This is a genomic window from Polaromonas sp. (genome assembly GCF_036676035.1).
Taxonomy (GTDB): Bacteria; Pseudomonadota; Gammaproteobacteria; order Burkholderiales; family Burkholderiaceae_C; genus Polaromonas.
In genome coordinates, this window is sequence record NZ_JAKFDR010000062.1 from 17,835 (window position 1) to 44,310 (window position 26,476).

The window sequence follows — 26,476 nt, forward strand, 5'->3', positions numbered from 1 at the left end:
GACCTCGGTCCAGGACGCTTCCCAGGCATGGGCGAAAAAACTAGCGCATGTTGCCCGTATGCCCTAGCGAGTACCTGCCGGGCTGCGGCCACACAGTCAAACCGTGCGGCTCGCGGCCCACTTTGATTTTGTCGACAGCGCCACTGTTTGTGTCAAAGCGGTAAACCTCATCGTCGTACCTCCCGGACAACCACAGGTACTTACCGTCGGCGCTCACATTTCCCATGTCTGGGCTTCCTCCACCGGGCACCAACCAGGTGGCCCCGACTTTTCGGGTGGCAAAGTCGATCACCGAAACGCTTCCCTTGCCTTTGGCGTCACCGCGAATCTTGTTGCTGCCCCGGTTGGCGACGTACAGACTCTTCCCATCGCGGCTCGGGTATAGCCCATGCGCGCCGACGCCGGTGGGAATAAAACCAACCTGACGAAACGAGTCAAAGTCCACCACATGAACACCGTCGGCGATCATGTCCGCGATGAAGAGCGTTTTGCCGTCTGGGGACATTCGAATGTCCTGAGGCATACCTGATTTGGTGTTGACCATGGCCTCGAGGTTGCTGGGGTCCGGCACGCGCATCGGCTTCTTGCCGGGCTTGGCCAGCAACGCAAGCACGTCGGGGCGATTGAAATAAGCGCTAAGTTTGACCGTTTCAATTACACGACGGTTGGCCAGATCGATCTTTGTGACCGCGCCGCCGAATTCGCAGGTAAATACCGCGTGGCGCCCGTCTATCGAAAAGTCTGCATGATTGATTCCTTCACATAGCGGTGTCTTGATTGAAAACTCAAGTCTCATGCTGTGTGCATCGCGGAAGTCCAGCCTCTTGAAAGCCTCGGCGACCACGATGGCGTATTTGCCGTCAGGTGACCAATAGAGGTTGTAAGGATCGTCCACCGGAATCGAAGTGCCGGCCTTGCCTGTACGAGGATTGATCGGTGTCAAGCTACCGTCTGTTCGTCCTTCTGCATTGTTGGCGACCCACAAGGTTTGCAGGTCCCAGGACGGCACCACATGTTGTGGGTGTACGCCAACCTTGAGCGTGCCAATCACCTTGAGCGTACCTGGGTCGATGACAGATACGGTATTGGCTGACCGGTTGGGAACATACACCCTTTCCAGCGCTCCGGATACCGCCGGCGATAAACGACCGGCACCCGTTTCGCTATAGAGATTGTTGCGGTCTGGCACCGCAGGCATGCCTGGGACATTTGCAACTGCGTTTGACTGCGGACTTGCCTGCGCATTTGCGCGCTCAGTCTGGGCGGCGAACCCTAGTGCCGCGATCACGACGGTGATCGCCAATGGTTTGGAGCGATGCATGACGAAAATCTCCTTGTGGAGTTAAGCATGAATGATGTGTCAATGGGGACGCGCCGCGATGGCCTCTAGTATCGATTGCACACTCTTGTCCACGATCATGTCCGTACCGATACGGCCCAATGCGGCACTGGATTGCGCGGGATCACCGGATACGCCCGAGGATGGTCCGGTGGTACCGGATGAGACACGCATTTGATCCGCCCTGACGCGAGTCGGATCCACCGCCAGCATGAGAGAGGTGTCCGCCAGTCCGGCATGGGTTCCAATTTGGTCACCAGGCAGGCCACGCGCTCGCAACGCTTGCGTGAAGTCGTCACTCGCCGCCCGGTAATACGCCGAGACATAGTGCGCACGCGTTTTCGAGGTGGACCACTCGCGGTTCAGACGTTGCGCCACATCCTTCATCTGGGTCTGATAGCTTCCATGATCACCGATGAACACAATGTTGAGAAATCCATGTTGCTTCAGACTGCGGGCGGCTCCAGCGAGCACTGCGACGAACGCATCGTCGGGAATCGAGATCGTGCCGGCAAACCTCATATGGCCAGAAGGCGGAGAGACACGCCCTTCCGGGACGTAGGAAATTACCGGCGCCACCAAAGCATTGCCCAGCTTGGCGGCAATTCGGCCAGAGAGAACCTGGACTCGAATGTTGTGCTTGCCCAAGGCCATGTGCGGGCCATTTTGCTCTGTACCCCCGACGGGAATGATGATGGTCGTCGTTCCCGCATCCAGCGTGTCACGAACTTCCGTCCAGGTCAGGTCATCGAGATAAACGCTGCTTGGGGCCGCTTGTACGCCTTGGTAGCACAGCGTGCAAGCTGTCAGCAGCAGTGTCGATGCGCTTCTGCTCCAATTTATCAAGAAGTGCTTGCGGCGCGGCAAAAGAGCCCTGTTTTCAGAGGCAAGGTCCGCATGATGGGGCATCAACATGATTGGCTGGTTATAGCACGGCGACAATGCCTTTTTGACTTTTGCCAGTAGGAGGTTCGAGTTGTCAGTACGAAGATGCTTTCCAGTCCCAAGACAGCCATGCCGGCGGCGCAGGCCATGACTGGAAATTCTATCGGCCCGGCGCGCAAGGAGCGTCACAACACTGTCATGTTGCTTTCTGACAATGCGTGATCTGTAACACGATCTCGTTACTGCCCACCCCCTGTCACAAGAAAGCCAACGATGACCACCTCCACCGATCTCGATACCTATGTCGATCCTGATGACCTGAACAACAACACCTCCGACAATCCGTCTTTTGATGCCGTGCTGGATGCACGCCTGAGCCGCCGCAACATTTTGCGTGGCTCGGTGGGTACCGCTGCCGCCGCCGTGTTTGGCAGCCTGGGCGCTTCGGCCCTTGGTTTGGCTGACGAAGCCGCCGCCGCCCCGCGCGAAAAGCTGTTGAGCTTCAATCCGGTGGCCAAAAGCCTGGCTGACAGCGTGGTGGTTCCCGCCGGCTACACCGCCAGCGTGCTGTACGCCCTGGGCGACCCACTGACCGCCTCCACACCCGCCTACAAAAACGATGGCACCGACGGCGACTTCGAACACCGGGCCGGCGATCACCACGATGGCATGGAGTGGTTCGGGCTCGACGCCAATGGCAAGCCCTCTGCCACCTCGACCACCCGCGGCCTGCTGGCCGTCAACCATGAAGCGACCACCGATGAAAAGCTGTCGTCGTTCTTCATTCACGCCAACGGCGGCACCAGCACGCTGCCCCGCCCCGCCGCTGAAGTAGAGAAGGAACTGGCCATTCATGGCGTGGCCGTGGTTGAAGTCCACCGCAAAAGCGGCAAAAGCGGCAAAGGCGCCAAGTGGGAATACCTGAAAGACTCGGCCTTCAACACACGCCTGACCACGCTGACAGAGATCGAAATTGCCGGCCCGGCCCGCGGCAACCCGCTGCTGGTCACCAAATACTCGCCCAACGGCACCAAGACCCGTGGCACGCTGAACAACTGCGGCACCGGCAAAACCCCCTGGGGCACCTTCCTGACAGGCGAAGAAAACTGGGCCGGCTATTTCACCCGGCCCAAGGGCGACGATGCGGCACGCGACGGCAACAAGAGTGTGACCGCGCTGGCGCGTTATGGCCGCGCAGAAGGCGCCTCTTCCCGCCATGGCTGGGAAACGGGCGGCAGCGAGGACAAATTTGCACGCTGGATCAATGCCAAGACCGGCACCTCGGCCGACGGCCGCGACGACTACCGCAACGAAATGAACGGCATGGGCTACATCGTCGAGATCGATGCCTATGACAAGCGCACGCTGGCCAGGAAACGCACGGGATTGGGCCGCTTTGCCCATGAAAGCGCGGCTTTCGGCAAGGTGGTGCCAGGCCAGCCGGTCGCGGTTTACCAGGGCGACGATTCGCGCAATGAGTACATCTACAAATGGGTGTCAAGCGCCCGCTGGGATGCGGCCGACGCCAACCCGGCCAACCGTCTGGCAACCGGCGACAAGTACCTTGATGAGGGCAAGCTTTATGTCGCCAAATTCAATGCCGATGGCTCGGGCCAGTGGATCGAATTGTCAGTCACCAGCCCGGCGCTGTCTGGCTATGCCAAGTATCCGTTTGCGGACCAGGCTGATGTTGCCGTGAACACGCGGCTGGCCGGTGACGCCGTGGGCGCGACCAAGATGGACCGCCCGGAATGGTGCTCGGTCAACCCCGCCAATGGCGAGATCTATTACTCTCTGACCAACAACAGCAACCGCCGCGTGGAGCCCTCGGGCTCGTCGCAGACGGCCCCTGACAGCGCCAACCCGCGCGCCTACAGCGACATCAAGGGCGCCTCCCGCGTTCAAACGGGCAACGTCAATGGCCACATCCTGCGCATGAAAGAAGGCGCGGCCGGCTCTGCCGCAACCAGCTTTACCTGGGACGTGTACCTGTTTGGCGCCGAAGCCAGCGCGGCGCCGGGCCCGGTCAACCTGTCGAACCTGACGGGTGAGCAGGACTTCTCCAGCCCCGACGGCCTGGCCTTCAGCCCCAGCACCGGCATTTGCTGGATACAGACGGACGACAGCGCCTACACCGACGTGACCAACTGCATGCTGCTGGCCGGCCTGCCGGGCCAGGTCGGCGACGGCCGCAAGGTCACCCTGAACTACCCCAAGGCTGATGGCGGTGGTTTGACAGTGGACACTTACGTCGGCAAGGCCCCCACACCGGACAAGCTCAAGCGCTTCCTGGTGGGCCCGGCGGATTGCGAAATCACCGGCCTGTGCGAAACCCCGGACGGCAAGGCCATGTTTGTGAACATCCAGCACCCTGGCGAGACCACCTCGCAGGCCAACGTCACCAATCCGGCCAAGTACACCAGCCAGTGGCCCGCCAATGTCGGCTACGGCGCCGGCAAACGTCCGCGCTCAGCCACCATTGTGATTACCAAGAACGACGGCGGCCGTATCGGCAGCTGATCAATCGTCGTCAGGCAATCCTGTCACGCCGTCCCGCCGAAAGGCGGGGCGGCGTGTTCATTTGGAAAGCAGCGAATTTCAGTTGACCAGCGTCAGCTTGGCCACGCTCAGTGCCAGCCATTTCACGCCATGGCGTGTGAAGTTGATTTGCGCGCGCGCATCGTCCCCGCTGCCTTCGAGCATCATCACCTTGCCTTCACCAAACTTGCTGTGAAAAACTTCCACGCCGGTTTTCAGGCCATGCGAAGGCGCGTTGCGCTGCGGCGGCACCGGCGGGTTGGCAAAGCGTTCCGCGCTGCCGCTTTTAGAGCCAAAAACATTGCTGGCCCAATCACTACGTGCGCCGGCAGCTCCTGAATTGCTAGCACTCCCGCGGCTGCCACCCATCCCCAGACCCGAGCCAAAGCCCTGGTGCCTGGGCGTGATCCATTTGAGAGCGGCCTCGGGCAGCTCATCAAAAAACCGGCTTTTGAGGTTGTAGCGCGTCTGGCCATGCAGCATGCGGGTTTGGGAATGGCTCAGGCACAGCCGCTTGCGCGCGCGCGTGATGGCCACGTACATCAGGCGGCGCTCTTCTTCCAGGCCTTCACGGTCCGTCATCGAGTTCTCGTGCGGGAACAGGCCTTCTTCCAGGCCGGTGATGAACACGCAGTCAAACTCCAGCCCTTTGGAGGAATGCACCGTCATCAGCTGCACGGCGTCCTGCCCGGCCTGCGCCTGGTTGTCGCCCGACTCCAGCGCGGCGTGCGTCAGGAAGGCGGCCAATGGACTCAAGGTTTCGCCGGTCTCGGTGTTGGGTGCCAAGCTTTCGACCGACTCAGGGTGAATGCTTGCATCAGGGTCCAGCCCTTGCGAAACCGGTGACTGGCTCAAGGGCGTGCCCAGCTCATCGACCGGCATGGCCACCGCATCGCGGCCAAAGCCTTCCTGGCTCACAAAGGACTCGGCGGCATTCACCAGCTCACCCAGGTTCTCCAGCCGGTCCTGGCCTTCTTTTTCAGTCTTGTAGTGTTCTTCCAGCCCGCTGTGCTGCAACACCAGCTCGATGATCTCGCGCAGCGTCAGGCCCGTGGTCTGCTCGCGCAGCACATCGATCTTGGCCACAAAGGCACCGAGGTTGGCGCCCGCCTTGCCCGTCACCGCACTGACGCCATCATGCAGCGAGCAGCCCGATGCCTGCGCGATGTCTTGCAACTGCTCGATGCTGCGCGCGCCAATGCCGCGCGGCGGGAAGTTGACCACGCGCAGAAAGCTGGTGTCGTCGTGCGGGTTGTCGAGCAGGCGCAGGTAAGCGAGCGCATGCTTGATCTCGGCACGCTCGAAAAAGCGCAGGCCGCCATACACCCGGTAAGGCACGCCGGCGTTGAACAGCGCGGTTTCCATGACCCGGCTTTGCGCATTGCTGCGGTACAGCAGCGCAATCTCTTTGCGCTCGGTACCGTCCCGCACCAGCTGGCGCACTTCGTCGACAAACCACTGCGCTTCGGCAAAGTCGCTGGGGCTTTCGTACACGCGCACCGGCTCGCCGGGGCCGGCTTCGGTGCGCAGGTTTTTGCCCAGGCGCTTGCTGTTGTGGCTGATCAGCTCGTTGGCGGAGTCGAGGATGTTGCCAAAGCTGCGGTAGTTGCGCTCGAGCTTGATCTGGTTTTGCACCTTGAACTCGCGCACGAAGTCGGTCATGTTGCCCACCCGGGCGCCGCGAAAGGCGTAAATGCTCTGGTCGTCGTCACCGACCGCCACCACCGAGCCACCGGGCATGGCCGGGGCGCCGCCGGCCCCCAACGTCGCATCATCACCCTGCCCGGCCAGCATCTTGATCCAGGCGTACTGCAGCTTGTTGGTGTCCTGGAACTCGTCGATCAGGATGTGGCGAAAGCGCCGCTGGTAGTGCTCGCGTACCGGCGGGTTGTCACGCAGCAACTCGTAGCTGCGCAGCATGAGCTCGCCAAAATCGACCACGCCTTCGCGCTGGCACTGCTCTTCGTACAGCGCATAAATCTCCACTTTCTTGCGGCCTTCTTCGTCGCGCACCTGCACATCCTTGGCACGCTGGCCGTCTTCCTTGCAGGCGGCAATAAACCATGCCAGCTGCTTGGGCGGAAAGCGCTCGTCGTCCACATTGAACTGCTTGCACAGGCGCTTGATGGCCGAGAGCTGGTCTTGCGTGTCCAGAATCTGAAAGCTCTGCGGCAGGTTGGCCAGCTTGTAGTGCGCGCGCAAAAAACGGTTGCACAAGCCGTGGAAGGTGCCAATCCACATGCCGCGCACATTGAGCGGCAGCATGCTGGACAGGCGCGCCAGCATTTCCTTGGCGGCCTTGTTGGTGAAAGTCACGGCCAGGATGCCGCCGGGCGAGACCTGGCCGGTTTGCAGCAGCCAGGCGATGCGGGTGGTCAATACCCGGGTTTTGCCCGAGCCCGCCCCCGCCAGAATCAGCGCATGGGTCGCCGGCAAAGTGACTGCGGCCAGCTGCTCTGGATTAAGATTTTGCAAGAGGGGGGAATCTTGGGTGACTTCTGGGAACATATGCCCTCATTGTAGAAAGCCTTGATGAAACCTTTTTTTGCCTCGTATCCGGCCCTTGCCTTCACTGCCCTATTGCTGCTGGGCGGTTCGCTGCAGAATCTGCACGCGCAATCGTTTTGCGCCAGCGATGGCCAGCCCCGGCCCGTGGCCCTGCTGGAACGCTTCATCAACGCCAACTGCGAAAGCTGCTGGTCAGACCCCAAAACCCCCCAGCCAGGCCGCCGCGAAATCGCCCTGGACTGGGTCCTGCCCGGTGACAAGGGCGACGACGCGCCCCTGTCCGCCGTCGCCAGCCGCGACGCACTGGCCCGGCTGGAGGCCTTGAAGCAGCCGGTGCCGGCCCAGACCTGGAACAGCGCCAGCCCGGTCAAGGCAGGCAAAACCGGCACCTTGCGGGTGGCGCACGGCTTGGCACTGTCGGGCTATATGGGTGCTTCGATAGAACTCAAACCGGTGCCCCAAACCGCCACCGACCAGCGCTGGACCGCCTGGCTGGCGCTGGTGGAAACGCTTCCCGTAGGCACCGAAGGCACGCCGGTGGAAAGAAATCTGGTCAGAAATGTGCTCGAGACCTCGTGGAATGTGCGAAAACAGCTATCAAAAGAGGAGCGAAAACGCTTTTTTGAGTCGCGCGCCATGAGCCTGCCCGAAGGTGTGAACCCGCAGCGCGTACGGGTGATTGGCTGGGTGCAGGATGAGCAGGGCCGGGTACTGGCAGCCGCGCAATCGCGCTGCACCAGCAATTTTCCGCCGGGCCGCCCCAAGGAAAATTAGCCCCCTCGGGGGGCAGAGAGCACACAAAGTGAGCGAACGTGGGGCCATGTTCTAGCGTTTCGACGCTTGCAAGGCCGGCGCCGGTATAACTGCGGTGCATATAGGGGGTATACGGCGGCCATGATGTCCGTCCCGCCCCCGGAGGTTTAGAATCAGTCACCGGGCCCAAGCAATTGCGCCCGGTTTTTTGCGCCCGCTCCCCCTGCATCGCCCTGGTGCACGCGCGCAAAACCGGTCCAGTCCAAGTGCCTTCTGTTCATCAACAGTTTTTCTAAAGGCTTGGGAATCATGGAAATTTTCGATTACGACAACATCTTGCTTTTGCCGCGCAAATGCCGCGTGGAAAGCCGGTCTGAATGCGACGCGGGCGTGGAACTGGGCGGGCGCACCTTCCGCATCCCGGTGGTGCCGGCCAACATGAAAACGGTGGTCGACGAGGAGATTTGCACCTGGATGGCGCAAAACGGCTACTTCTACGTGATGCACCGCTTTGACCTCGACAACCTGCAGTTCGTCAAGAGCATGAAGGCCAAAGGCGTTTACGCGTCGATCTCGCTGGGCGTCAAAAAACCCGACTACGACACGGTGGACCAGCTGGTGGCCGCCGGCCTGGCCCCCGACTACATCACGATCGACGTGGCCCATGGCCACGCCGACACCGTCAAGAACATGATTGGCTACCTGAAGGACAAGCTGCCCAAGTCCTTCATCATCGCGGGCAACGTGGGCACGCCCGAGGCCATCATTGACCTGGAAAACTGGGGCGCCGATGCGACCAAGGTAGGCATTGGCCCCGGCAAGGTGTGCATCACCAAAATGAAAACCGGCTTTGGCACCGGCGGCTGGCAGCTGTCGGCCCTCAAGTGGTGCGCCCGCGTGGCGACCAAACCCATCATTGCCGATGGCGGCATTCGCGAGCACGGCGACATTGCCAAGTCCATCCGCTTCGGCGCCACCATGGTGATGATTGGCTCCATGCTGGCCGGCCTGGAAGAAAGCCCGGGCAAAACCGTGGAAGTCGATGGCAAGCTGTTCAAGGAATACTACGGCAGCGCCTCGGACTTCAACAAGGGCGAGTACAAACACGTCGAAGGCAAGCGCATTCTGGAGCCCGTCAAGGGCAACCTGAAAGACACGCTGCGCGAGATGGAAGAAGACGTGCAAAGCGCCATCAGTTATGCCGGCGGCAAAACACTGATGGACATCCGCAAGGTCAACTATGTGATTCTGGGCGGCGACAACGCCGGCGAACATCTCCTGATGTAGGGCCTGTTAACGCTATTTTTGCAAATGCGAACGGGGTGAAAACAGCGCCAATCAAGGCGCGCGACGACGCCCAGACTGGGCGTCTGGGCTAGGAGTGCAACGCCGAGTGGCGCTGTTTTCACCCCGTTCCCTTCGGGTTGCGATCAAAAAGGCCCTGCGCCGCGTTGCAAAGCCTTGTCGGGGCCTACCCCGACGGCGTTTTGCGCCTTGCTCATGGCCTTTTTGACTCGCAACGCATCTTGCAAAAATAGCGTTAACAGGCCCTCGTCGCGGCTCAAGCAGTTGTGCTGCCCAGCAACTCCAGCGCCAGCCCGTGCAGGCGGTGGCCGGGCTCGATCAGGGCCTGCAGTATGCTGAAGTGGTTCAGACGCAGATGGGCCTCGCAAACAGGCACCGTCTGCGAGCCCCAGGCCTGCTGGATCAACAGGTTTTGCCGTAAAAACTCCGCACTTTCATCGGCACCCACCACGCTGTACAACAGGCCCTGGCTGGGACGTGGCAACCCTGCCGGGCTGGCCTGGCGGACCTGCTCGGGCGTCAGACGCAGCGAGTCTTTTAAAAATGGCGTGTGCCGCATCGGCTCCAGGTCATAAAGCCCTGAAATCGACAGCGCGTTTTTGACGAGGTCGGCCGGCAGGTCCTGCGCATAGGCCTGCCACACGCAGCTCAGCAGCATGGCCGCCAGATGCCCGCCGGCCGAGTGGCCCGCCACGGTGATGCGCGCCGGGTCGCCGCCGTACCGGGCAATGTGGCGCCAGGTCCATGCCAATGCCCTGACCATCTGCAGCGTGATCTGCGGAATCGTCACGGCGGGACACAAGGCGTAATTGGGAACCACGACGCAGGCACCGGCCTTGCTGAACGCCGGCGCCAGAAAGGAGTGGTCCGACTTGTCGAGTGAGCGCCAGTAACCGCCGTGGATGAACACCAGCACTGGTGCCGCGGCCTGGGGGCTGGCGCCGCCTGCGGCAGGCGCAGTTGCCGGAAACACATCGAGCGTTTCACCGGGGTTCAGGCCATAGGGCACGTCGAGCTGGCACGGCGTCCATTGACGCGCGCTTTGCGACTGCTCGGCCCAGCGCGAAAAATGCGCCTCATGGTCAGGTACCAGCGCGCGGTTGTTGTACATGCGGTCCAGCCAGGCGGGATCGGGTCGGGTCATGCTTGCTCCTGAAAATATCAAATTAGGGTTCGTTCTGGAATAAGTTGTGCATTTGGCCGTCAGATTCGGGATGCAATGCTAGGCGTGAAGCGCGCCGTGTGGCCCAGCCACACAAGCGATTCGCAACAACGCAGTGCGCCCGAATCTGACGAGACAAATGTGCAAGTTATTTCTGAAAGAGCCCTTAACGTCAAACGGCTGCCATCTTGGCACAGTCAGGCGCCTGCGCCAGAACCTCGGGTAAACCCACAGAGTCACATTGATGATTTCATGTATTCTGTATACAGAGTACACATCATGGCCTCCCAACTCGTCAAAATCGAATCCGCACCGGACCTGGTGGACCAGGTCTACCGCAGCTTGCTGGACGCGATCAGCGACGGCTCCCTGGCGCCGGGCGCCCGCATCATGCAGGAAGATATTGCCGAGCAGTTGGCGGTGTCGCGCCAGCCGGTGCTGCAGGCCTTGCGGCTGCTGAAAAAAGACGGCTTTGTGCTGGACGCGCCCGGCCGCGGTGTGCTGGTGGCGCCGCTGGACGTGGCCTGGCTGGTGCAGATCTACCAGGTGCGCAGCGCGCTCGATGCGCTGGCCGCCCGGCTGGCTGCGCGTGCCCGCTACCCAATGGACCCCAAGCTGATCAGCCAGGGGCGGCTGGCTGCGCGCAGCAACAAGATCAAGGCCATGATGGCGGCCGACGCGCAGTTTCATGCGGCCATTTATGCCGCATCGGGCAACCCGCTGATTGCCCAGAGCGCGCAGTTGCACTGGCGCCACATCCGCCGCGCCATGGGGGCGGTGCTGCAGGTGTCGACCATGCGCGAGTCCATCTGGGATGAACATGAGGCCATTGCCAAGGCCATCAGCGCCGGCGATGAAGACAGGGCCGAAACCCTGATCCGCCAGCACGATGAAGACGCCGCCCGCAATTTGGCGAGCCTGCTGTCCAGCGCCCTGAACACCCAAGCCCATGGAGACAAACGATGAAACTGACTCCCTCCAAATTAGCCCAATTTGACCGCGACGGCTACCTGTTTTTCCCAAGCCTGTTCACACCGGAAGAAACGCAGACGCTCAACGATGCCGTGCCCGAGCTCTACAGCCGGCGCGAGGACTACAACGTGCGCGAAAAAGGCAAGGACGCGGTGCGCACCAACTTCGCCGCGCACCTGTACAGCGCGCCCTTTGCCAAACTGGGCCGGCATCCGCGCATGATCGAACCGGTGCAGGACCTGCTGGGCGAAGAGCTCTACATGCACCAGTTCAAGATCAACGGCAAGATGGCGTTTGAAGGCGACGTCTGGCAGTGGCACCAGGACTACGGCACCTGGCTGAACGACGACCTGATGCCGACCGAACGCGCGATGAATGTGGCGATTTTTCTGGACGATGTGACCGAGCACAACGGCCCGCTGATGTTCATTCCCGGCAGCCACAAGAAGGGCGTGGTTGATGCCAAACATGACCTCACCACCACCAGCTACCCGCTGTGGACCGTGGACAACAATTTGATCCGCCAGCTGGTGCAGCGCGCCGGGGGTCAACAGGGCGGCATCGTCAGCCCCAAAGGCCCGGCCGGCTCGATGATTTTGTTCCACTCCTGCCTGGTCCATGCCTCGGGCAGCAACCTGTCGCCGTTCAACCGCGTCAGCGTCTACCTGAGCCTGTGCGCGGTCAGCAACCACATCCGCCGCCACAAACGCCCCGAGTACATCGCGCACCGCGACTTCACACCCATCACCTGCCTGCCGGACGACTGCCTGCTCAAGGACTATCCGGTGGACCTGCCCTGGAAAGACGGCGTGCCGGCCACGGCGCTGCAGACCTCGTCCGTGCCGTTTGACGAGATGAAGAAAGCTGCATAACGAAAGAGAAAGGTGTCATGCCGGACTTGATCCGGCATCCATGCCACGCAAGTTAATGCCTCGCCCGGACATGGATTCCGGGTCAAGCCCGGAATGACAAGCCATGAACCTCTACACCAAACTCCAGCAGCGCGCCTTTGATAACAAGCCCATCCGCATCGGCCTGATAGGCGCCGGCAAATTCGGCTCCATGTACCTGGCGCAGATTCCAAGAACACCGGGCGTGCACCTGGTGGCGATTGCCGACCTGTCGCCCGACGCGGCCCGCAGTAACCTCGACCGTGTGGGTTGGAAACCGGAGCTAGCCCAGGCAGAATCTGCGCAAGCAGCTATCAAAACAGGAGCAACCTGGATCACCGACGACTGGCAGGCGGTGGTCACGCACCCGCAGATCGACATCATTGTGGAATGCACCGGCAACCCGGTGGCTGCGGTGGAGCACTGCCTGCAAGCCTTTGCGCATGGCAAGCATGTGGTCAATGTCACGGTGGAAGCCGACGCCTTTTGCGGCCCGCTGCTGGCGCGCAAGGCGGCCCAGGCGGGTGTGGTTTATTCGCTGGCCTTCGGCGACCAGCCGGCCTTGATCTGCGACCTGGTGGACTGGGCGCGCACCTGCGGCTTTCCGGTGGTGGCGGCGGGCCGCGGCCACAAATGGCTGCCGCATTTTTGCGAATCCACGCCCGACACCGTTTGGGGCAACTATGGCCTCACGCCCGAGCAAGCCCTGCGCGGCGGGCTGAACCCGAAAATGTTCAACAGCTTTCTCGATGGCTCCAAGCCCTCCATCGAATGCACCGCCGTGGCCAACGCCACCGGGCTGACCGTGCCCAGCAACGGTCTGCTCTACCCGCCCGCCAGCGTGGAAGACATTCCCTTTGTGACGCGACCTGTTCAAGAGGGCGGCGTGCTGGAGCGCAAGGGCATGGTCGAAGTCATCTCCTCGCTGGAAGCCAATGGCCGCAAGATTCCCTACGACATTCGCATGGGGGTCTGGGTCACGGTCGAAGCCGAGACCGACTACATCAAAAACTGCTTTGAAGAGTACAACGCACACACCGATCCGAGCGGGCGCTATTTCACGCTGTACAAGCGCTGGCACCTGATCGGGCTGGAGGTCGGTGTGTCCGTCGCCAGCGTCGCGCTGCGCGGCGAACCGACGGGGGTGGCGACCACTTGGGGCGCCGACGTGGTGGCCACCGCCAAGCGCGATCTCAAACCCGGCGACATGCTGGACGGCGAAGGCGGCTACACGGTCTGGGGCAAGCTGCTGCCGGCCGACACATCGCTGCAAATGGGCGGCCTGCCGCTGGGCCTGGCGCACCAGGTCAAGGTCGTGCGTGCGGTCAAGAAAGGCCAGAGCCTGAGCTGGGCCGATGTGGCCATGGACACCTCCACCCCGGCCTACAAGGTGCGCCGTGAGATGGAAACCATGTTCTCGCCGGCCATGAAGAAAGCTGCCTGACAGCATTCTCGCGCTGCGTGCCGCATGATGGCCGCAGCGCCATCCACCGGAAACTCAAATGACCATTGCAAGTGACAAGTACACCCCCAAAATCGCCTTTTTAGGCACGGGCAGCATGGGGCTTCCCATGGCCAGGCGTCTGTGTGAAGCCGGGCACGCGTTGCAGGTGTGGAACCGCACGCCGGGTAAAACCGATTCACTGGCCGCGCTGGGCGCGGTGGTTCATGGGCAGGCCAGCGCGGCGGTCGTTGATGCGGACATCGTTGTCAGCATGCTGGAAAACGGCGCCGTGGTGGAAGACGTGCTGTTCGCGCAAGGCGTCGCCGCTGCGATGAAGCCGGGCGCGCTCTTCATTGACATGGCGTCGATCAAGCCCAGGGAAGCGCGGGACCACGCCGCGCGCCTGGGCGCCTTGGGCATCGCGCACCTCGATGCCCCGGTCTCGGGCGGTACCGGCGGCGCCGAGCAGGGCACTTTGGTCATCATGGCGGGCGGCAAAGCGGCCGAGTTTGAACGCGCCCTGCCCCTGTTCCAGGTGTTCGGGCGCGCGACCCACGTGGGCCCCCATGGCGCGGGCCAGCTCACCAAGCTGGCCAACCAGATGATTGTCGGCATCACGATTGGCGCGGTGGCCGAGGCCTTGCTGTTTGCCGTCAAGGGCGGCGCCGACATGGCCAAGGTCAAGGAAGCGATTACCGGTGGTTTCGCCGACAGCCGCATTTTGCAGGTGCACGGCCAGCGCATGGTGGAGCGGGACTTCGCGCCGCGCGGCCGCATGGCCATACAGCTCAAGGACATGCGCAACGCCCTGGCCACCGCGCAGGAAATCGGTTTTGACGCCCCGGTGACCGCGCTGTTTGAGCAGCTCTACGCGGACGGCATCGAGCACGGCCTGAGCGATCTGGACCACTCCGGCCTGTTTGTCGAGCTGGCCAGCCGCAACGGCATGAACTGAATCTCTGCTGCCGGCACCTGAGCTAGTTAGCCGCCCATTCGGGCAAACCCTGTGTACGTTGTGGCACATGGATTGCTAGCATCACTTCACAAAACTGACCAAACGGTCAATTTTTTGGATTGCAGCTTGTTTTCAGATCACCACTACAGGAGTTGCCAGCGTGTCTATCTCATCCTCGCCCGATGTTCGCTCCGGCCGTCTGAACGCCAACGAATACGCCCAGCGCTTTGCCGATGCCACCCCACGCATGACCCAGGCGCAAGCCATGCTGGAAGCCGAGCGCTGTCTTTACTGCTATGACGCACCCTGCACCACGGCCTGCCCCACCAGCATTGATGTGCCCTCTTTCATCAAGCGTATTGCGGACGGCAACCTGCGGGGATCAGCCCGCACCATTCTCGAGTCCAACCCGCTGGGCGGCATGTGCGCGCGGGTGTGCCCGACCGAAAACCTGTGCGAGCAGGTGTGCGTGCGCAATACGCAAGAGGGCCAGCCCGTGGCCATTGGCCGCCTGCAGCGCCACGCCGTGGACGCGCTGATGGAGAGCGCCCAGCCGCAGCTCTTCACGCGCGCAGCCAGCACCGGCAAAAAGGTGGCGGTCGTGGGCGCAGGCCCGGCCGGCCTGGCCTGCGCCCACACACTGGCACGCCTGGGTCACGATGTGGTGGTGTTCGACGCCCGCCCCAAAGCCGGTGGCCTCAATGAATACGGCCTGGCCAGCTACAAAACACCGGACAACTTTGCCCAGCGCGAGGTGCAGTGGCTGCTGGACATCGGTGGCATCGAGATTCGCTCCGGCTGGAAGCTGGAACGCGCTGAGCAACTCGACACCTTGCGCACAAGCCATGACGCCCTCTTTTTGGGAATGGGCTTGTCCACCACGCACCTGCTTGGTGTGCCCGGTGAAACGCTAGGGGGCGTGCAGGATGCCGTGGACTTCATCGCCACACTGCGCCAGACAGAGGACTTGTCCACCCTGCCCATCGGGCGACGCGTCGTGGTGATTGGCGGCGGCATGACGGCGGTAGACGCCGCCGTGCAGTCCCGCCTGCTGGGTGCTGAAAACGTACATATGGTGTACCGGCGCGGGCCTGAGACCCTGTCGGCGTCGACTGCCGAACAGGAATGGGCGCAAACCAACGGCGTGACCCTGCACCACTGGCTGGCACCGGTTGAAATCCTGGGCCATCACAGCAACAGCGGCCATGTCGGCGCGGTGCGCTTTGCGCGCCAGGCGCTGGTGGACGGCAAACTCGTGCCTACCGGCGAGACGGAGGTGTTGGAAGCCGACATGGTGCTCAAGGCCATCGGCCAACAACTTGGCAACCCGTTGCTGGCACAAGCGGGCCTCAAATTAGAAGGTGGGCGCATAGCCACTGACGCTGCGGGCCTGACCAATTTGAAAAACGTGTGGGCCGGAGGCGACTGCCGCGCGGGCGGGCTGGATCTGACCGTGGAGGCCGTGGAACACGGCAAACAATCGGCACGGGCCATCCACGCCTATATCACGGCCCCCTCATTGTCATCCCGGACTTGATCCGGGATCCATGGATTGCGGGTCAGGCCCGCAATGACAAGCCCCCCAAAGACCCAACACCTCAAAACTCGGAGTTCACCATGGCCAATCTGCACACCCATTTTGCAGGCATCCACAGCCCCAACCCATTCTGGCTGGCCTCGGCGCCGCCCACCGACAAAGCCTACAACGTCATCCGCGCCTTCGAAGCGGGCTGGGGCGGTGTGGTCTGGAAAACGCTGGGCGAAGCCGGGCCCCCGGTGGTCAACGTCAACGGCCCGCGCTACGGTGCACTGCTCACGCCCGACCGCCGCTTGATGGGTTTCAACAACATCGAACTCATCACCGACCGCGACCTGGAGTTGAACCTCAAAGAGATTACCCAGGTCAAGCGCGAATGGCCCGACCGCGCCATGGTGGTGTCGCTGATGGTGCCGTGCGTGGAAGCCTCCTGGAAGGCCATCCTGCCGCGTGTGGAAGACACCGGTGCCGACGGCATTGAGCTCAACTTCGGCTGCCCGCACGGCATGAGTGAGCGCGGCATGGGTGCGGCAGTGGGCCAGGTGCCGGAGTACATCGAGATGGTCACCGCCTGGTGCAAGCAATACTCAAAAATGCCGGTGATCGTGAAGCTCACCCCCAACATCACCGACATCCGCCAGCCGGCCCGCGCGGCCAAGCGGGGCGGCGCCGACGCCGTGTCGCTGATCAACACCATCAACTCCATCATGGGTGTGGACCCGGCGACGCTGACCATGTCGCCCTCCACCGGCGGCAAAGGCTCGCACGGTGGTTACTGCGGCCCGGCCGTCAAACCGATTGCGCTGAACATGGTGGCCGAGATTGCACGTGACCCACAAACCGCCGGTCTGCCGATTTCAGGCATTGGCGGCATCGGCAACTGGCGCGATGCGCTGGACTTTATTGCACTGGGTTCGGGCACGGTGCAGGTGTGTACTGCGGCGATGGTGTATGGCTTCAAAATCGTGCAGGAGATGAGCGACGGCCTGTCCAACTACATGGACGAGATGGGATTCAAATCGGTCAGTGACATTGTTGGCAAAGCCGTGCCCACGGTGTCGGACTGGCGCTACCTCAACCTGAACCACATCTCCAAGGCCGTGATCAACCAGGACGCCTGCATCCAGTGCGGGCGCTGCCACATTGCCTGCGAAGACACCTCGCACCAGGCCATCACCGCCACGAAAGACGGCAAGCGCCACTTCGAAGTGATGGAAGATGAATGTGTGGGCTGCAACCTGTGTGTGACGGTGTGCCCGGTGCCCGAGTGCATCACGCTGCGCGACCTGACACCCGGCGAGCAAGACCTGCGCACCGGCAAAACCGTCAGCGCCACCCACGCCGACTGGACCAGTCATCCCAACAACCCGATGCGCAGCGCGGCAACGGCGTAGTATCTTCCCCCTTGTCCCTCCTATTCCTGAGGAAAAATCATGGCAACCCTGTTGATTCGTGGCGGTACGGTGGTCAACGCCGATCGCGCTTTCCGTGCTGATGTGTTGTGTCAGGATGGCCGCATTGTCGGCGTGGGTGAGAACCTGCAGGCCCCCAGCGGCGCGCAGGTGCTGGACGCCGGCGGCCAATACGTGATGCCCGGCGGCATCGACCCGCACACGCACATGCAGCTGCCCTTCATGGGCACGGTGACCATGGACGACTTCTTCACCGGCACGGCAGCCGGGCTGGCTGGCGGCACCACGTCCATCATTGATTTCGTCATTCCCAATCCGCAGCAATCACTGCTGGAGGCCTACCACACCTGGCGCGGCTGGGCTGAGAAGTCGGCGGCCGACTACGGCTTTCACGTCGCCGTTACCTGGTGGGACGAAACCGTTAAACGCGACATGGGCACCCTGGTTCAGCAAGAGGGCGTGAACAGTTTCAAGCACTTCATGGCCTACAAAAATGCCATCATGTGCGACGACGAAACACTGGTGAACAGCTTCAAGCGTGCACTCGAGTTAGGTGCCATGCCCACGGTGCACGCCGAGAACGGCGAGCTGGTGTTCCTGCTGCAAAAAGAAGTGGCGGCCATGGGCATCACGGGGCCGGAAGGTCACCCCTTGTCGCGCCCACCCATGGTGGAAGGTGAGGCCGCCAACCGCGCGATTGCGATTGCCGATGTGCTCAACGTGCCTATTTACGTGGTGCATGTGTCGTGTATCGAAGCCGCCGAAGCCATTGCCCGTGCCCGCGCCCGCGGCCAACGTGTTTATGGCGAGGTGCTGGCCGGGCATCTGGTGCTGGACGACAGCGTCTACCGCCACCCCGACTTCGCCACGGCCGCCGCACACGTGATGAGCCCCCCGTTTCGGCCCAAAGGAAATCAGGAGTTCCTGTGGCGCGGCCTGCAGTCAGGCAACCTGCACACCACCGCCACCGACCATTGCACCTTCTGCGCGGAGCAAAAGGCGGCTGGCAAAGACGATTTTTCGAAAATTCCGAATGGCTGCGGCGGCGTGGAGGAACGCCTGGCCGTCATCTGGGACGCCGGCGTCAACAGCGGGCGCCTGACCCCCAGCGAGTTTGTAGCCATCACCTCCGCCAACACCGCCAAACTGTTCAACATCTACCCGCAAAAAGGCAGTGTGTCCGTGGGAGCCGATGCCGACCTGGTGGTGTGGGACCCGCAAGGCAGCAAGACCTTGTCCGCCAAGACCCAGCACAGCAAGGGCGACTTCAACATCTTTGAAGGCCGCACTGTGCGCGGCATTCCCAGCCACACCGTGAGCCGGGGCGAGCTGGTCTATGTACGGGGCGAGCTGCGGGCCAGACAGGGTGCGGGGCGCTACATCAAACGCCCGGCGTTTGGTGCGAACTTCGCGGCCGCCAAGCAACGCGCCGAAACCCTGGCCCCCAGCGCCGTGGCACGCTGAACGTCCATCCCCCTACCTTACGGAGAACACCATGAGCACAGCAACCCCGACCGGCGTGGACGGCCTGCGCATCAACGGCGAGCGCCTGTGGGCCTCGCTGATGGAACTGGCAAAAATTGGCGCCACCCAAAAAGGGGGCGTCTGCCGCCTGACCCTCACCGACCTCGACAAACAGGGGCGTGACCTGGTCATCCGCTGGGCCAAAGAGGCCGGCATGACCGTCACCATCGACAAGATCGGCAACGGCTTCATGCGCCGCGCCGGACGCAACAACAGCTTGGCCCCCATCATGACCGGCAGCCACATCGACACCCAGCCCACTGGCGGCAAGTTCGACGGCAACTACGGCGTGCTGGCGGGCATCGAGGTGGTGCGCACACTCAATGATCACGACATCCAGACCGAGGCCCCGATTGAAGTGGCCTTCTGGACCAACGAAGAAGGCTCGCGTTTTGTGCCGGTGATGATGGGCTCGGGCGTGTTTGCCAAAGCTTTCACGCTGGAGCATGCCTACGCCGCGCGCGACATTGAAGGCAAGTCGGTCAAGGACGAGCTCACCCGCATTGGCTATGTGGGTGATCAGGAACCCGGCGACCACCCGATTGGCGCGTACTTCGAGACCCACATCGAACAGGGCCCGGTGCTGGAAGACAACGACAAGACCATTGGCGTGGTGCAGGGTGTGCTGGGTATCCGTTGGTTTGACTGCACCGTGACCGGCATGGAGGCGCACGCGGGCCCCACCCCGATGGCGCTGCGCAAGGATGCCCTGCAGGTAGCCACCCATTTGATGCAGGAAGTGGTGGCCGCGGCACTGCGCCACAAACCGCACGGACGCGGCACCGTGGGCATGGTGCATGTGCACCCGAACAGCCGCAACGTGATCCCGGGCCGTGTGAAGTTTTCCATCGATCTGCGCAACAGCACCGATGCGCTGGTGGACCAGATGGCCGACGAGGTCAAGGCTTATGCCGCCCAACTCAGCCAGGACTCAGGTCTGGACATCCAGATCGAACTGGTGTCCAGCTACCCGGCGCAGGGCTTCCATGCCGATTGCGTTGACGCCGTGGCGCGCGCCGCCAAAAAGCTGGGCTACTCGAACATGCCCGCCGTCTCCGGCGCCGGGCACGATGCGGTCTACATGGCCAAACTGGCGCCCAGCGGCATGATCTTCATTCCCTGCAAGGACGGTATCAGCCACAACGAAATTGAAGACGCCAAGCCCGAGCACATCACCGCCGGCTGCAATGTGCTGCTGCATGCGATGCTGGAGCGGGCTGGCACATAAAGTGCTTAATTTTCTTAATGAAAACAGGCTCTAGCCGCCGTCAAACAAGCGTGAGCAGCTATTATTTTTATAGTGTCATTAACCTGGAGAAGCTATGTCGATGAAACTTTTAAACCGCCGTCATGCGGTCGTTTTGGCCACAGCACTTGCCACATTGGCGCCCGCCCTGGCGTTGGCGCAAGCCAAACTGAAGGTTGCCGCCATTTACACCGTGCCGTTTGAGCAGCAATGGGTCAGCCGCTTGCACAAGGCACTCAAAGCAGCCGAAGCCCGCGGCGAGATTGAATACAAGGCCAGCGAAAACGTCTCGAACGCCGACTACGAGCGCGTCATGCGCGAGTACGCCACTGGTGGCAACGCGCTCATCGTGGGCGAAGCTTTTGCCGTCGAAGCTGCCGCGCGCAAGGTGGCCAAAGATTTTCCCAAGGTTTCCTTTCTGCTGGGTTCATCCGGCAAACCCCAGGCCCCCAACCTCAGCGTGTTTGACAACTACATCCAGGAACCTGCTTTTCTCTCGGGCATGGTGGCCGGTGGCGTGACCAAGAGCAACAAAATCGGCATGGTCGGTGGTTTTCCTATTCCCGAAGTCAACCGCCTGATGAACGCCTTCATGGCCGGCGCCAAGGAGGTCAACCCCAAAGTCGAGTTCAGCGTGAGTTTTATCAACAGCTGGTTTGATCCCCCCAAAGCCAAGGAAGCGGCTTTCGCCATGATCGACAAGGGTGCGGACGTGATGTACGCCGAGCGCTTTGGTGTGAGCGATGCGGCCAAGGAAAAAAACAAACTGGCCATTGGCAACGTGATCAACACCCAGGCCCAGTACCCCGACACCGTGGTCGCCTCGGCCCTGTGGCACATGGAGCCCAGCATTGACCGCGCCATCAAGCTGGTCAAGGAGAGCAAGTTCAGCGCCGAAGACTACGGCCCCTACTCGATGATGAAACACAAGGGCTCCGAGCTGGCGCCTTTGGGCACTTTCGAGAAAAAAGTGCCCACGGAGGTGGTGGCCAAAGTACGGGCCAAGGAAAAAGCCATTCTGGACGGCAGCTTTAGCGTCAAGGTGGACGACAACCAGCCCAAGTCGACGGCCAAATAATCACTTGAGCAAGCCCACAAGACACCCCAACCACGGGGTGTCTTTTTTTGACAGATCCCCATGACCGACCCCGTTCTGAAACTCGCCCACATCACCAAGCGCTTTGGCGCCTTGGTGGCCAACGACGATATCTCGCTACAGCTCAAGGCCGGTGAGGTGTTGGCGCTGCTGGGCGAGAACGGTGCCGGCAAGTCCACCCTGGTATCGATTCTGTTTGGGCACTACACGGCGGATGCCGGTCACGTCGAGGTTTTTGGCAAGCCACTGCAGCCCGGCGACCCCAAGGCTGCGCTGGCGGCTGGCATTGGCATGGTGCACCAGCATTTCACGCTGGCTGACAACCTGAGCGTGCTCGACAACGTGATGATGGGCTCGGAGCCCTTGTGGCAGCCGTTTACGCGCCGCCGCGCGGCACGCGCCAAATTGATGGCGGTGGCGCAGCGCTTTGGCTTGGGTGTCGATCCCAACGCGAACGTGGGCAAGCTGTCGGTAGGCGAACGCCAGCGCGTCGAAATTCTCAAAGCCCTGTACCGCGGTGCCCGCATCTTGATTCTGGACGAGCCCACCGCCGTGCTGACGCCCCAGGAAAGCGAAGCACTGTTCGGGGTGTTGGCGCAAATGGTGGCGCAGGGGCTGTCGATCATCTTCATCAGCCACAAACTGGGCGAGGTGTTGCGCGTATCCAAGCGTATTGCGGTGCTGCGCGGCGGCAAGCTGGTGGCCGAATCAGACGCACAACAAACCACACAAGCCCAGCTGGCGCAATGGATGGTGGGCCACGCTATTGAAGCACCCCAGCGCCGCCCGGCACAAACCGTGGGCGAGCCGGTGTGTGTGTTGCACCAGGTGAGCACCGGGCTTGGACGTGAGCGGCTCAACCAGGTGTCACTGACCCTGCGCAAAGGGGAGATCGTTGCGATTGCCGGGGTATCGGGCAACGGCCAGGTGGCGTTGGCCGAGTTGCTGTGCGGCACACGGCGTGCCACCTCTGGGCGTGTGGAGTTCATGGGTCAAGACATGCCCGCGCATCCGGCCCGGTTGGTCGCGCTGGGTGTAGCGCGTATTCCTGAAGACCGCCATGCCGTGGGCGTCGTCGGCGATTTGCCGGTGTGGGAAAACGCCGTCTCGGAACGCTTGCGCAGCCCTGCTTTTTCGCGGTTTTCCTGGGTGCGCCGCCGTGCAGCACGCGCCTACGCCCAGCGGGTGATGGAGGCCTTTGATGTGCGTGGTGGAGGCGCGCACGCCCCGGCACGTTCGCTCTCGGGTGGCAACATGCAAAAGCTGATTTTGGGACGCGCCCTGTTGCACCCTGACAGCAATACAAGCAATACAAGCAACAACACCACCCCCAGGCTGATCGTTGCCCACCAGCCCACCTGGGGGCTCGATATTGGCGCCGTGGCCTACGTACAAGAGCAGCTCATTGCTGCGCGCGATGCGGGTGCAGCCGTGTTGGTGATTTCCGATGATCTGGATGAGGTGTTGACCCTGGGCGACCGTGTCGCCGTGATGCATGGCGCAAGCCTGAGCCCGGCACGCCCGGCCCTGCACTGGAGCCGCGAAGCCGTCGGTCTGGCGATGGCCGGCGTCGGTTCGTCCGAGGCGAAAAGTGCGCATTTTTCCGACGGGCCGCCCCTAGGAAAAATAGCCCCCTCGGGGGGCAGCGTATTACACGAAGTGAGAAGCGTGGGGGCGAATCAAGCATGAGACTCGAAAAACGCGCCCAAAGCTCGACACTCGCATTGGTGCTGGCACCCATAGCCGCCGTGCTGGTCACCCTGCTGGTCAGCGCCTTGCTGGTGCTGTGGGCCGGTGCCGCCGTGGCACAAACCTACGGCCTGCTGCTGCAAGGGGGCTTTGGATCGGTCTTCGCTTTAACTGAAACCCTCACGCGCGCCATTCCGCTGATGTTTACCGGGCTGGCGGCCACCGTCGCTTTCAAGGCGCGTTTGTTCAACATTGGTGGTGAAGGCCAGCTCTATGTTGGCGCACTGGCGGCCGTGGCGGTGGGCGGGCTGCATGGCGGCAGCGGTTTCGCACTGCCGCCTTATGTGTTGTTTGTGCTGATGATGCTCGCCGCCGCTTTGGCGGGCGCACTGCTGCTGCTCGGCCCGGCGCTCATGAAGGCCAGGCTTGGCGTGGATGAAGTCGTTACCACCCTGCTGCTGAACTTCATTGTGTTGCTGCTGGTGTCCCTCATGCTGGATGGCCCCATGAAAGACCCGAGCGCCATGGGCTGGCCACAAAGCGTGGCCTTGATGGGCGAACTCGAACTCTCCAAACTCATACCTCAAACCCGCGTGCACACCGGTCTGCTGTGGGCCTGCGCCCTGTCCGTGGGTCTGTGGGCGCTGATGAAATACACCGTGCTGGGTTTTGACATTCGCGCTGTAGGCGCCAACGCGCGCGCCGCTGCCTTTGCCGGCGTGCCGGTGACGCGCACCATGGTGCTGGTGGCCATGTTGTCAGGCGCCCTGGCCGGCTTGGCCGGCGCCATTGAGGTGGCCGGTCGCACCAGTTACCTCACGCTGGACATGTCGCCCGGCTACGGCTACTCCGGCATTGTGATCGCCATGCTCGCCGCCCTGCACCCGCTGGGTGTGGTGGCCGCCAGCGTGTTTGTGGCCGGCGTGCTGGTGGGCGCCGACAGCATGAGCCGCGCCGTGGGCGTGCCGACCTACATCGCCGATGTGATCGTGGCGACGTCCCTGATTGCCGTGCTGGTGGCCACGCTGCTGACGCAATACCGAGTCCGCCTGAAATGATGGAGCTCTTCGACATCCTTGCCAACCAGGCCTTCTGGATCGCGGTGCTGCGCATTGCCACGCCGCTGATTCTGGGCACGCTCGGTGTGCTGCTGTGCGAGCGGGCCGGCGTGTTGAATCTGGGCATTGAAGGCATCATGGTGGCGGGCGCCTTCACCGGTTGGCTCGCGGTTTATGGCGGCGCCCCGCTGTGGCTGGGCGTGGTCGTGGCGGCACTCACGGGGGCTGCATTTGGCTTGCTGCACGCCTTCCTGACCGTGGGCCTGGCGCTGTCGCAACATGTTGCCGGCTTGGGGCTCACCCTGCTGGCGACGTCCTTGAGCTATTACGGCTACCGCGTGAGCTTTCCCAAAGTCACTACGCCGCCGACCATCACTCCGTTTGCCGGGATGGACTGGCTGGGCGTGCCGATTCTGGCGCAGCAAACCCCGCTGACGCTGCTGGCGCTGCTGCTGGTGCCGCTCATCGGCTACGTGCTGTACCGCACTCCTATCGGTCTGGCAGTGCGCATGGTGGGCGAAAACCCGCAAGCCGCCGAAGGCCAGGGCGTATCGGTCGCGGCCGTGCGCACCGGCGCGATTGTGGCGGGCTCGGCGCTCATGGGCGTAGCGGGATCGTTTTTGACCTTGTCGGCCTTCAACGCCTTCTTTTTCAACATGGTCAACGGGCGCGGCTGGATCTGCGTGGCGCTGGTCGTATTTGCCTCATGGCGCCCGGGCAAAGCTCTGCTGGGCGCCTTGCTGTTTGCATTTTTTGACGCCTTGCAACTGCGCCTGCAACAATCGGGCACGGCCGTGCTGCCCTACCAGATGTACCTGATGCTGCCCTACGTACTGTCCATCATGGCGCTGATCCTGGTCGCCCGCAAAGCCAGTTACCCGCAGGCACTGATGAAACCCTATCGCAAAGGCGAACGTTAAATGCTTGACTTGCTCATCAAAAACGCAGCCTTGCCCGATGGGCGCGTCGACATGTCCATCGCCGTGCGCGATGGGAAAATTGTAGAGGTCACCGCAGGCCTGGATGCCCCCGCGCATGAAGTGATCGACGCACAAGGCCTGCTGGTCAGCCCGCCTTTTGTCGACGCCCATTTTCACATGGACGCCACGCTGAGCTACGGCCTGCCGCGCGTGAACCAGTCCGGCACGCTGCTCGAAGGCATTGCCTTGTGGGGCGAGCTCAAACCCTTGCTCACCCAGGAAGCGCTGATTGAGCGCGCCCTCACCTACTGCGACTGGGCCGTCGCCAAGGGCTTGCTGGCGATTCGCACCCACGTGGACGTGTGTGACCCACGCCTGCTGGCGGTCGAAGCACTGCTGGAGGTCAAACGCCGCGTGGCGCCGTATCTGGATTTGCAGCTGGTGGCGTTTCCGCAAGACGGCGTGCTGCGCGGCCCGCTGGGGCCCATGCAGCATCTGGACAACCTCAAACGTGCACTGGCGATGGGCGTGGACGTCATCGGCGGCATCCCCCACTTTGAACGCACTTTTGAACAGGGGGCACACAGCATCAAGCTGCTGTGTGAACTCGCCGCCGAGCGGGGCTTGCCGGTGGACATGCACTGCGACGAATCCGACGACCCGCACTCGCGCCACGTCGAGACGCTGGCCTTTGAAACCCAGCGCCTGGGGCTGCAGGGGCGCGTGACCGGCTCGCACCTAACCTCCATGCACAGCATGGACAACTACTATGTGAGCAAGCTGCTGCCGCTCATGGCCGAGGCGCAGTTGCACGTGGTGGCCAACCCGCTCATCAACATCACCTTGCAAGGCCGGCACGACAGCTACCCCAAGCGCCGCGGCATGACACGCGTGCCCGAGCTGCTGGCGCAGGGCATCAACGTCGCCTTTGGCCATGACTGTGTGATGGACCCGTGGTATAGCCTGGGCAGCGGCGACATGCTCGAAGTCGCCCACATGGGCTTGCATGTGGCCCAAATGACCAGCCAGGCCGCCATGCGCCAGTGCTTTGAAGCGATTACCCGCAACCCGGCACGCATTCTGGGTTTGCAGGGCTATGGACTGGAGAGCGGCTGCCATGCCGACTTTGTGCTGCTGCAGGCGCGCGACCCGATTGAAGCCATCCGCCTGCGCGCCACGCGCCTGAAGGTGTTCAGGCGGGGTCAACTGCTGGCCGAATCGCCGGCGGCCACCAGCCTGCTGC

20 protein-coding genes are annotated in these 26,476 nt (G+C 62.3%); 16 read left to right on the top strand and 4 right to left on the bottom strand.

The annotated features are described in order from the left end of the window. Positions 1-40: 40 nt before the first annotated feature. Positions 41-1,321, bottom strand: a complete 1,281-nt coding sequence (locus V6M61_RS10445; RefSeq protein WP_332776508.1) for a YncE family protein — start codon at positions 1,319-1,321, stop codon at positions 41-43. A 39-nt stretch (positions 1,322-1,360) separates the two neighbouring features. Next, the gene (locus V6M61_RS10450) at positions 1,361-2,254 is read right to left on the bottom strand and encodes a creatininase family protein (protein WP_332776509.1); all 894 of its coding nucleotides are present in this window, start codon (positions 2,252-2,254) and stop codon (positions 1,361-1,363) included. A gap of 243 nt (positions 2,255-2,497) precedes the next feature. Between V6M61_RS10450 and V6M61_RS10455 the strand changes: the two genes are divergently transcribed. Continuing rightward, positions 2,498-4,744, top strand: a complete 2,247-nt coding sequence (locus V6M61_RS10455; protein ID WP_332776510.1) for a PhoX family protein — start codon at positions 2,498-2,500, stop codon at positions 4,742-4,744. Positions 4,745-4,822: 78 nt separating this feature from the next. On the opposite strand, the gene V6M61_RS10460 is transcribed toward V6M61_RS10455, so the two are convergent. Then, positions 4,823-7,270: a UvrD-helicase domain-containing protein gene (locus tag V6M61_RS10460; RefSeq protein ID WP_332776511.1), complete on the bottom strand. Its 2,448-nt coding sequence runs from the start codon at positions 7,268-7,270 to the stop codon at positions 4,823-4,825. A gap of 24 nt (positions 7,271-7,294) precedes the next feature. Here V6M61_RS10460 and V6M61_RS10465 point away from each other — a divergent pair, with 24 nt between their 5' ends. Both V6M61_RS10465 and V6M61_RS10470 read left to right on the top strand, forming a co-directional pair. Beyond that, entirely contained in the window at positions 7,295-8,044 is a 750-nt protein-coding gene (locus V6M61_RS10465) for a hypothetical protein (RefSeq protein WP_332776512.1), read from the top strand. 288 nt (positions 8,045-8,332) lie between these two features. Next, the gene (locus tag V6M61_RS10470) at positions 8,333-9,310 is read left to right on the top strand and encodes a GMP reductase (protein ID WP_332776513.1); all 978 of its coding nucleotides are present in this window, start codon (positions 8,333-8,335) and stop codon (positions 9,308-9,310) included. A gap of 274 nt (positions 9,311-9,584) precedes the next feature. On the opposite strand, the gene V6M61_RS10475 is transcribed toward V6M61_RS10470, so the two are convergent. Next, positions 9,585-10,472, bottom strand: coding sequence for an alpha/beta hydrolase (locus V6M61_RS10475; RefSeq protein ID WP_332776514.1), 888 nt, complete (start codon positions 10,470-10,472; stop codon positions 9,585-9,587). Positions 10,473-10,769: 297 nt separating this feature from the next. Between V6M61_RS10475 and V6M61_RS10480 the strand changes: the two genes are divergently transcribed. The 13 genes from V6M61_RS10480 to V6M61_RS10540 form a co-directional block, all read left to right on the top strand. Then, on the top strand, positions 10,770-11,456 hold the full coding sequence (locus V6M61_RS10480) for a GntR family transcriptional regulator (protein WP_332776515.1): 687 nt from the start codon (positions 10,770-10,772) through the stop codon (positions 11,454-11,456). Next, complete coding sequence (locus tag V6M61_RS10485) at positions 11,453-12,334, top strand: phytanoyl-CoA dioxygenase family protein (RefSeq protein ID WP_332776516.1); 882 nt, start codon at positions 11,453-11,455, stop codon at positions 12,332-12,334. The genes V6M61_RS10480 and V6M61_RS10485 overlap by 4 nt, the downstream gene beginning before the upstream one ends. A gap of 103 nt (positions 12,335-12,437) precedes the next feature. Beyond that, on the top strand, positions 12,438-13,796 hold the full coding sequence (locus V6M61_RS10490) for an NAD(P)H-dependent oxidoreductase (RefSeq protein WP_332776517.1): 1,359 nt from the start codon (positions 12,438-12,440) through the stop codon (positions 13,794-13,796). A 58-nt stretch (positions 13,797-13,854) separates the two neighbouring features. Beyond that, entirely contained in the window at positions 13,855-14,751 is an 897-nt protein-coding gene (locus V6M61_RS10495; protein WP_332776518.1) for an NAD(P)-dependent oxidoreductase, read from the top strand. Between the two features lie 160 nt (positions 14,752-14,911). Next, a complete protein-coding gene (locus V6M61_RS10500) occupies positions 14,912-16,288 on the top strand; it encodes an NAD(P)-dependent oxidoreductase (protein WP_332776519.1) in 1,377 nt (458 codons plus the stop codon). A gap of 80 nt (positions 16,289-16,368) precedes the next feature. Then, positions 16,369-17,682, top strand: coding sequence for an NAD-dependent dihydropyrimidine dehydrogenase subunit PreA (preA, locus tag V6M61_RS10505; protein ID WP_332776520.1), 1,314 nt, complete (start codon positions 16,369-16,371; stop codon positions 17,680-17,682). Between the two features lie 39 nt (positions 17,683-17,721). Beyond that, on the top strand, positions 17,722-19,164 hold the full coding sequence (gene hydA / locus V6M61_RS10510; RefSeq protein ID WP_332776521.1) for a dihydropyrimidinase: 1,443 nt from the start codon (positions 17,722-17,724) through the stop codon (positions 19,162-19,164). A gap of 31 nt (positions 19,165-19,195) precedes the next feature. After that, entirely contained in the window at positions 19,196-20,452 is a 1,257-nt protein-coding gene (locus tag V6M61_RS10515) for a Zn-dependent hydrolase (RefSeq protein ID WP_332776522.1), read from the top strand. A gap of 100 nt (positions 20,453-20,552) precedes the next feature. Further along, the gene (locus tag V6M61_RS10520; RefSeq protein ID WP_442957762.1) at positions 20,553-21,548 is read left to right on the top strand and encodes a BMP family protein; all 996 of its coding nucleotides are present in this window, start codon (positions 20,553-20,555) and stop codon (positions 21,546-21,548) included. A 60-nt stretch (positions 21,549-21,608) separates the two neighbouring features. Beyond that, on the top strand, positions 21,609-23,255 hold the full coding sequence (locus tag V6M61_RS10525; RefSeq protein WP_332776524.1) for an ABC transporter ATP-binding protein: 1,647 nt from the start codon (positions 21,609-21,611) through the stop codon (positions 23,253-23,255). Continuing rightward, a complete protein-coding gene (locus V6M61_RS10530; RefSeq protein ID WP_332776525.1) occupies positions 23,252-24,313 on the top strand; it encodes an ABC transporter permease in 1,062 nt (353 codons plus the stop codon). The genes V6M61_RS10525 and V6M61_RS10530 overlap by 4 nt, the downstream gene beginning before the upstream one ends. Then, positions 24,310-25,233 carry an ABC transporter permease gene (locus tag V6M61_RS10535; RefSeq protein ID WP_332776526.1) on the top strand — a complete coding sequence of 308 codons (924 nt, stop codon included), beginning with the start codon at positions 24,310-24,312 and terminating at the stop codon, positions 25,231-25,233. The genes V6M61_RS10530 and V6M61_RS10535 overlap by 4 nt, the downstream gene beginning before the upstream one ends. Continuing rightward, positions 25,234-26,476 (top strand): amidohydrolase family protein (locus tag V6M61_RS10540; RefSeq protein ID WP_332776527.1); only part of this gene is annotated, 1,243 nt, incomplete at its 3' end.

Coding starts and splice junctions, on each gene's coding strand:
- preA (WP_332776520.1), top strand. CDS start 16,369: ATGGCCAATCTGCACACCCATTTTGCAGGCATCCACAGCCCCAACCCA.
- V6M61_RS10490 (WP_332776517.1), top strand. CDS start 12,438: ATGAACCTCTACACCAAACTCCAGCAGCGCGCCTTTGATAACAAGCCC.
- V6M61_RS10470 (WP_332776513.1), top strand. CDS start 8,333: ATGGAAATTTTCGATTACGACAACATCTTGCTTTTGCCGCGCAAATGC.
- V6M61_RS10480 (WP_332776515.1), top strand. CDS start 10,770: ATGGCCTCCCAACTCGTCAAAATCGAATCCGCACCGGACCTGGTGGAC.
- V6M61_RS10455 (WP_332776510.1), top strand. CDS start 2,498: ATGACCACCTCCACCGATCTCGATACCTATGTCGATCCTGATGACCTG.
- V6M61_RS10485 (WP_332776516.1), top strand. CDS start 11,453: ATGAAACTGACTCCCTCCAAATTAGCCCAATTTGACCGCGACGGCTAC.
- V6M61_RS10535 (WP_332776526.1), top strand. CDS start 24,310: ATGATGGAGCTCTTCGACATCCTTGCCAACCAGGCCTTCTGGATCGCG.
- V6M61_RS10525 (WP_332776524.1), top strand. CDS start 21,609: ATGACCGACCCCGTTCTGAAACTCGCCCACATCACCAAGCGCTTTGGC.
- V6M61_RS10515 (WP_332776522.1), top strand. CDS start 19,196: ATGAGCACAGCAACCCCGACCGGCGTGGACGGCCTGCGCATCAACGGC.
- V6M61_RS10465 (WP_332776512.1), top strand. CDS start 7,295: ATGAAACCTTTTTTTGCCTCGTATCCGGCCCTTGCCTTCACTGCCCTA.
- V6M61_RS10520 (WP_442957762.1), top strand. CDS start 20,553: ATGAAACTTTTAAACCGCCGTCATGCGGTCGTTTTGGCCACAGCACTT.
- V6M61_RS10450 (WP_332776509.1), bottom strand. CDS start 2,254: ATGTTGATGCCCCATCATGCGGACCTTGCCTCTGAAAACAGGGCTCTT.
- V6M61_RS10530 (WP_332776525.1), top strand. CDS start 23,252: ATGAGACTCGAAAAACGCGCCCAAAGCTCGACACTCGCATTGGTGCTG.
- V6M61_RS10445 (WP_332776508.1), bottom strand. CDS start 1,321: ATGCATCGCTCCAAACCATTGGCGATCACCGTCGTGATCGCGGCACTA.
- hydA (WP_332776521.1), top strand. CDS start 17,722: ATGGCAACCCTGTTGATTCGTGGCGGTACGGTGGTCAACGCCGATCGC.
- V6M61_RS10495 (WP_332776518.1), top strand. CDS start 13,855: ATGACCATTGCAAGTGACAAGTACACCCCCAAAATCGCCTTTTTAGGC.
- V6M61_RS10460 (WP_332776511.1), bottom strand. CDS start 7,270: ATGTTCCCAGAAGTCACCCAAGATTCCCCCCTCTTGCAAAATCTTAAT.
- V6M61_RS10475 (WP_332776514.1), bottom strand. CDS start 10,472: ATGACCCGACCCGATCCCGCCTGGCTGGACCGCATGTACAACAACCGC.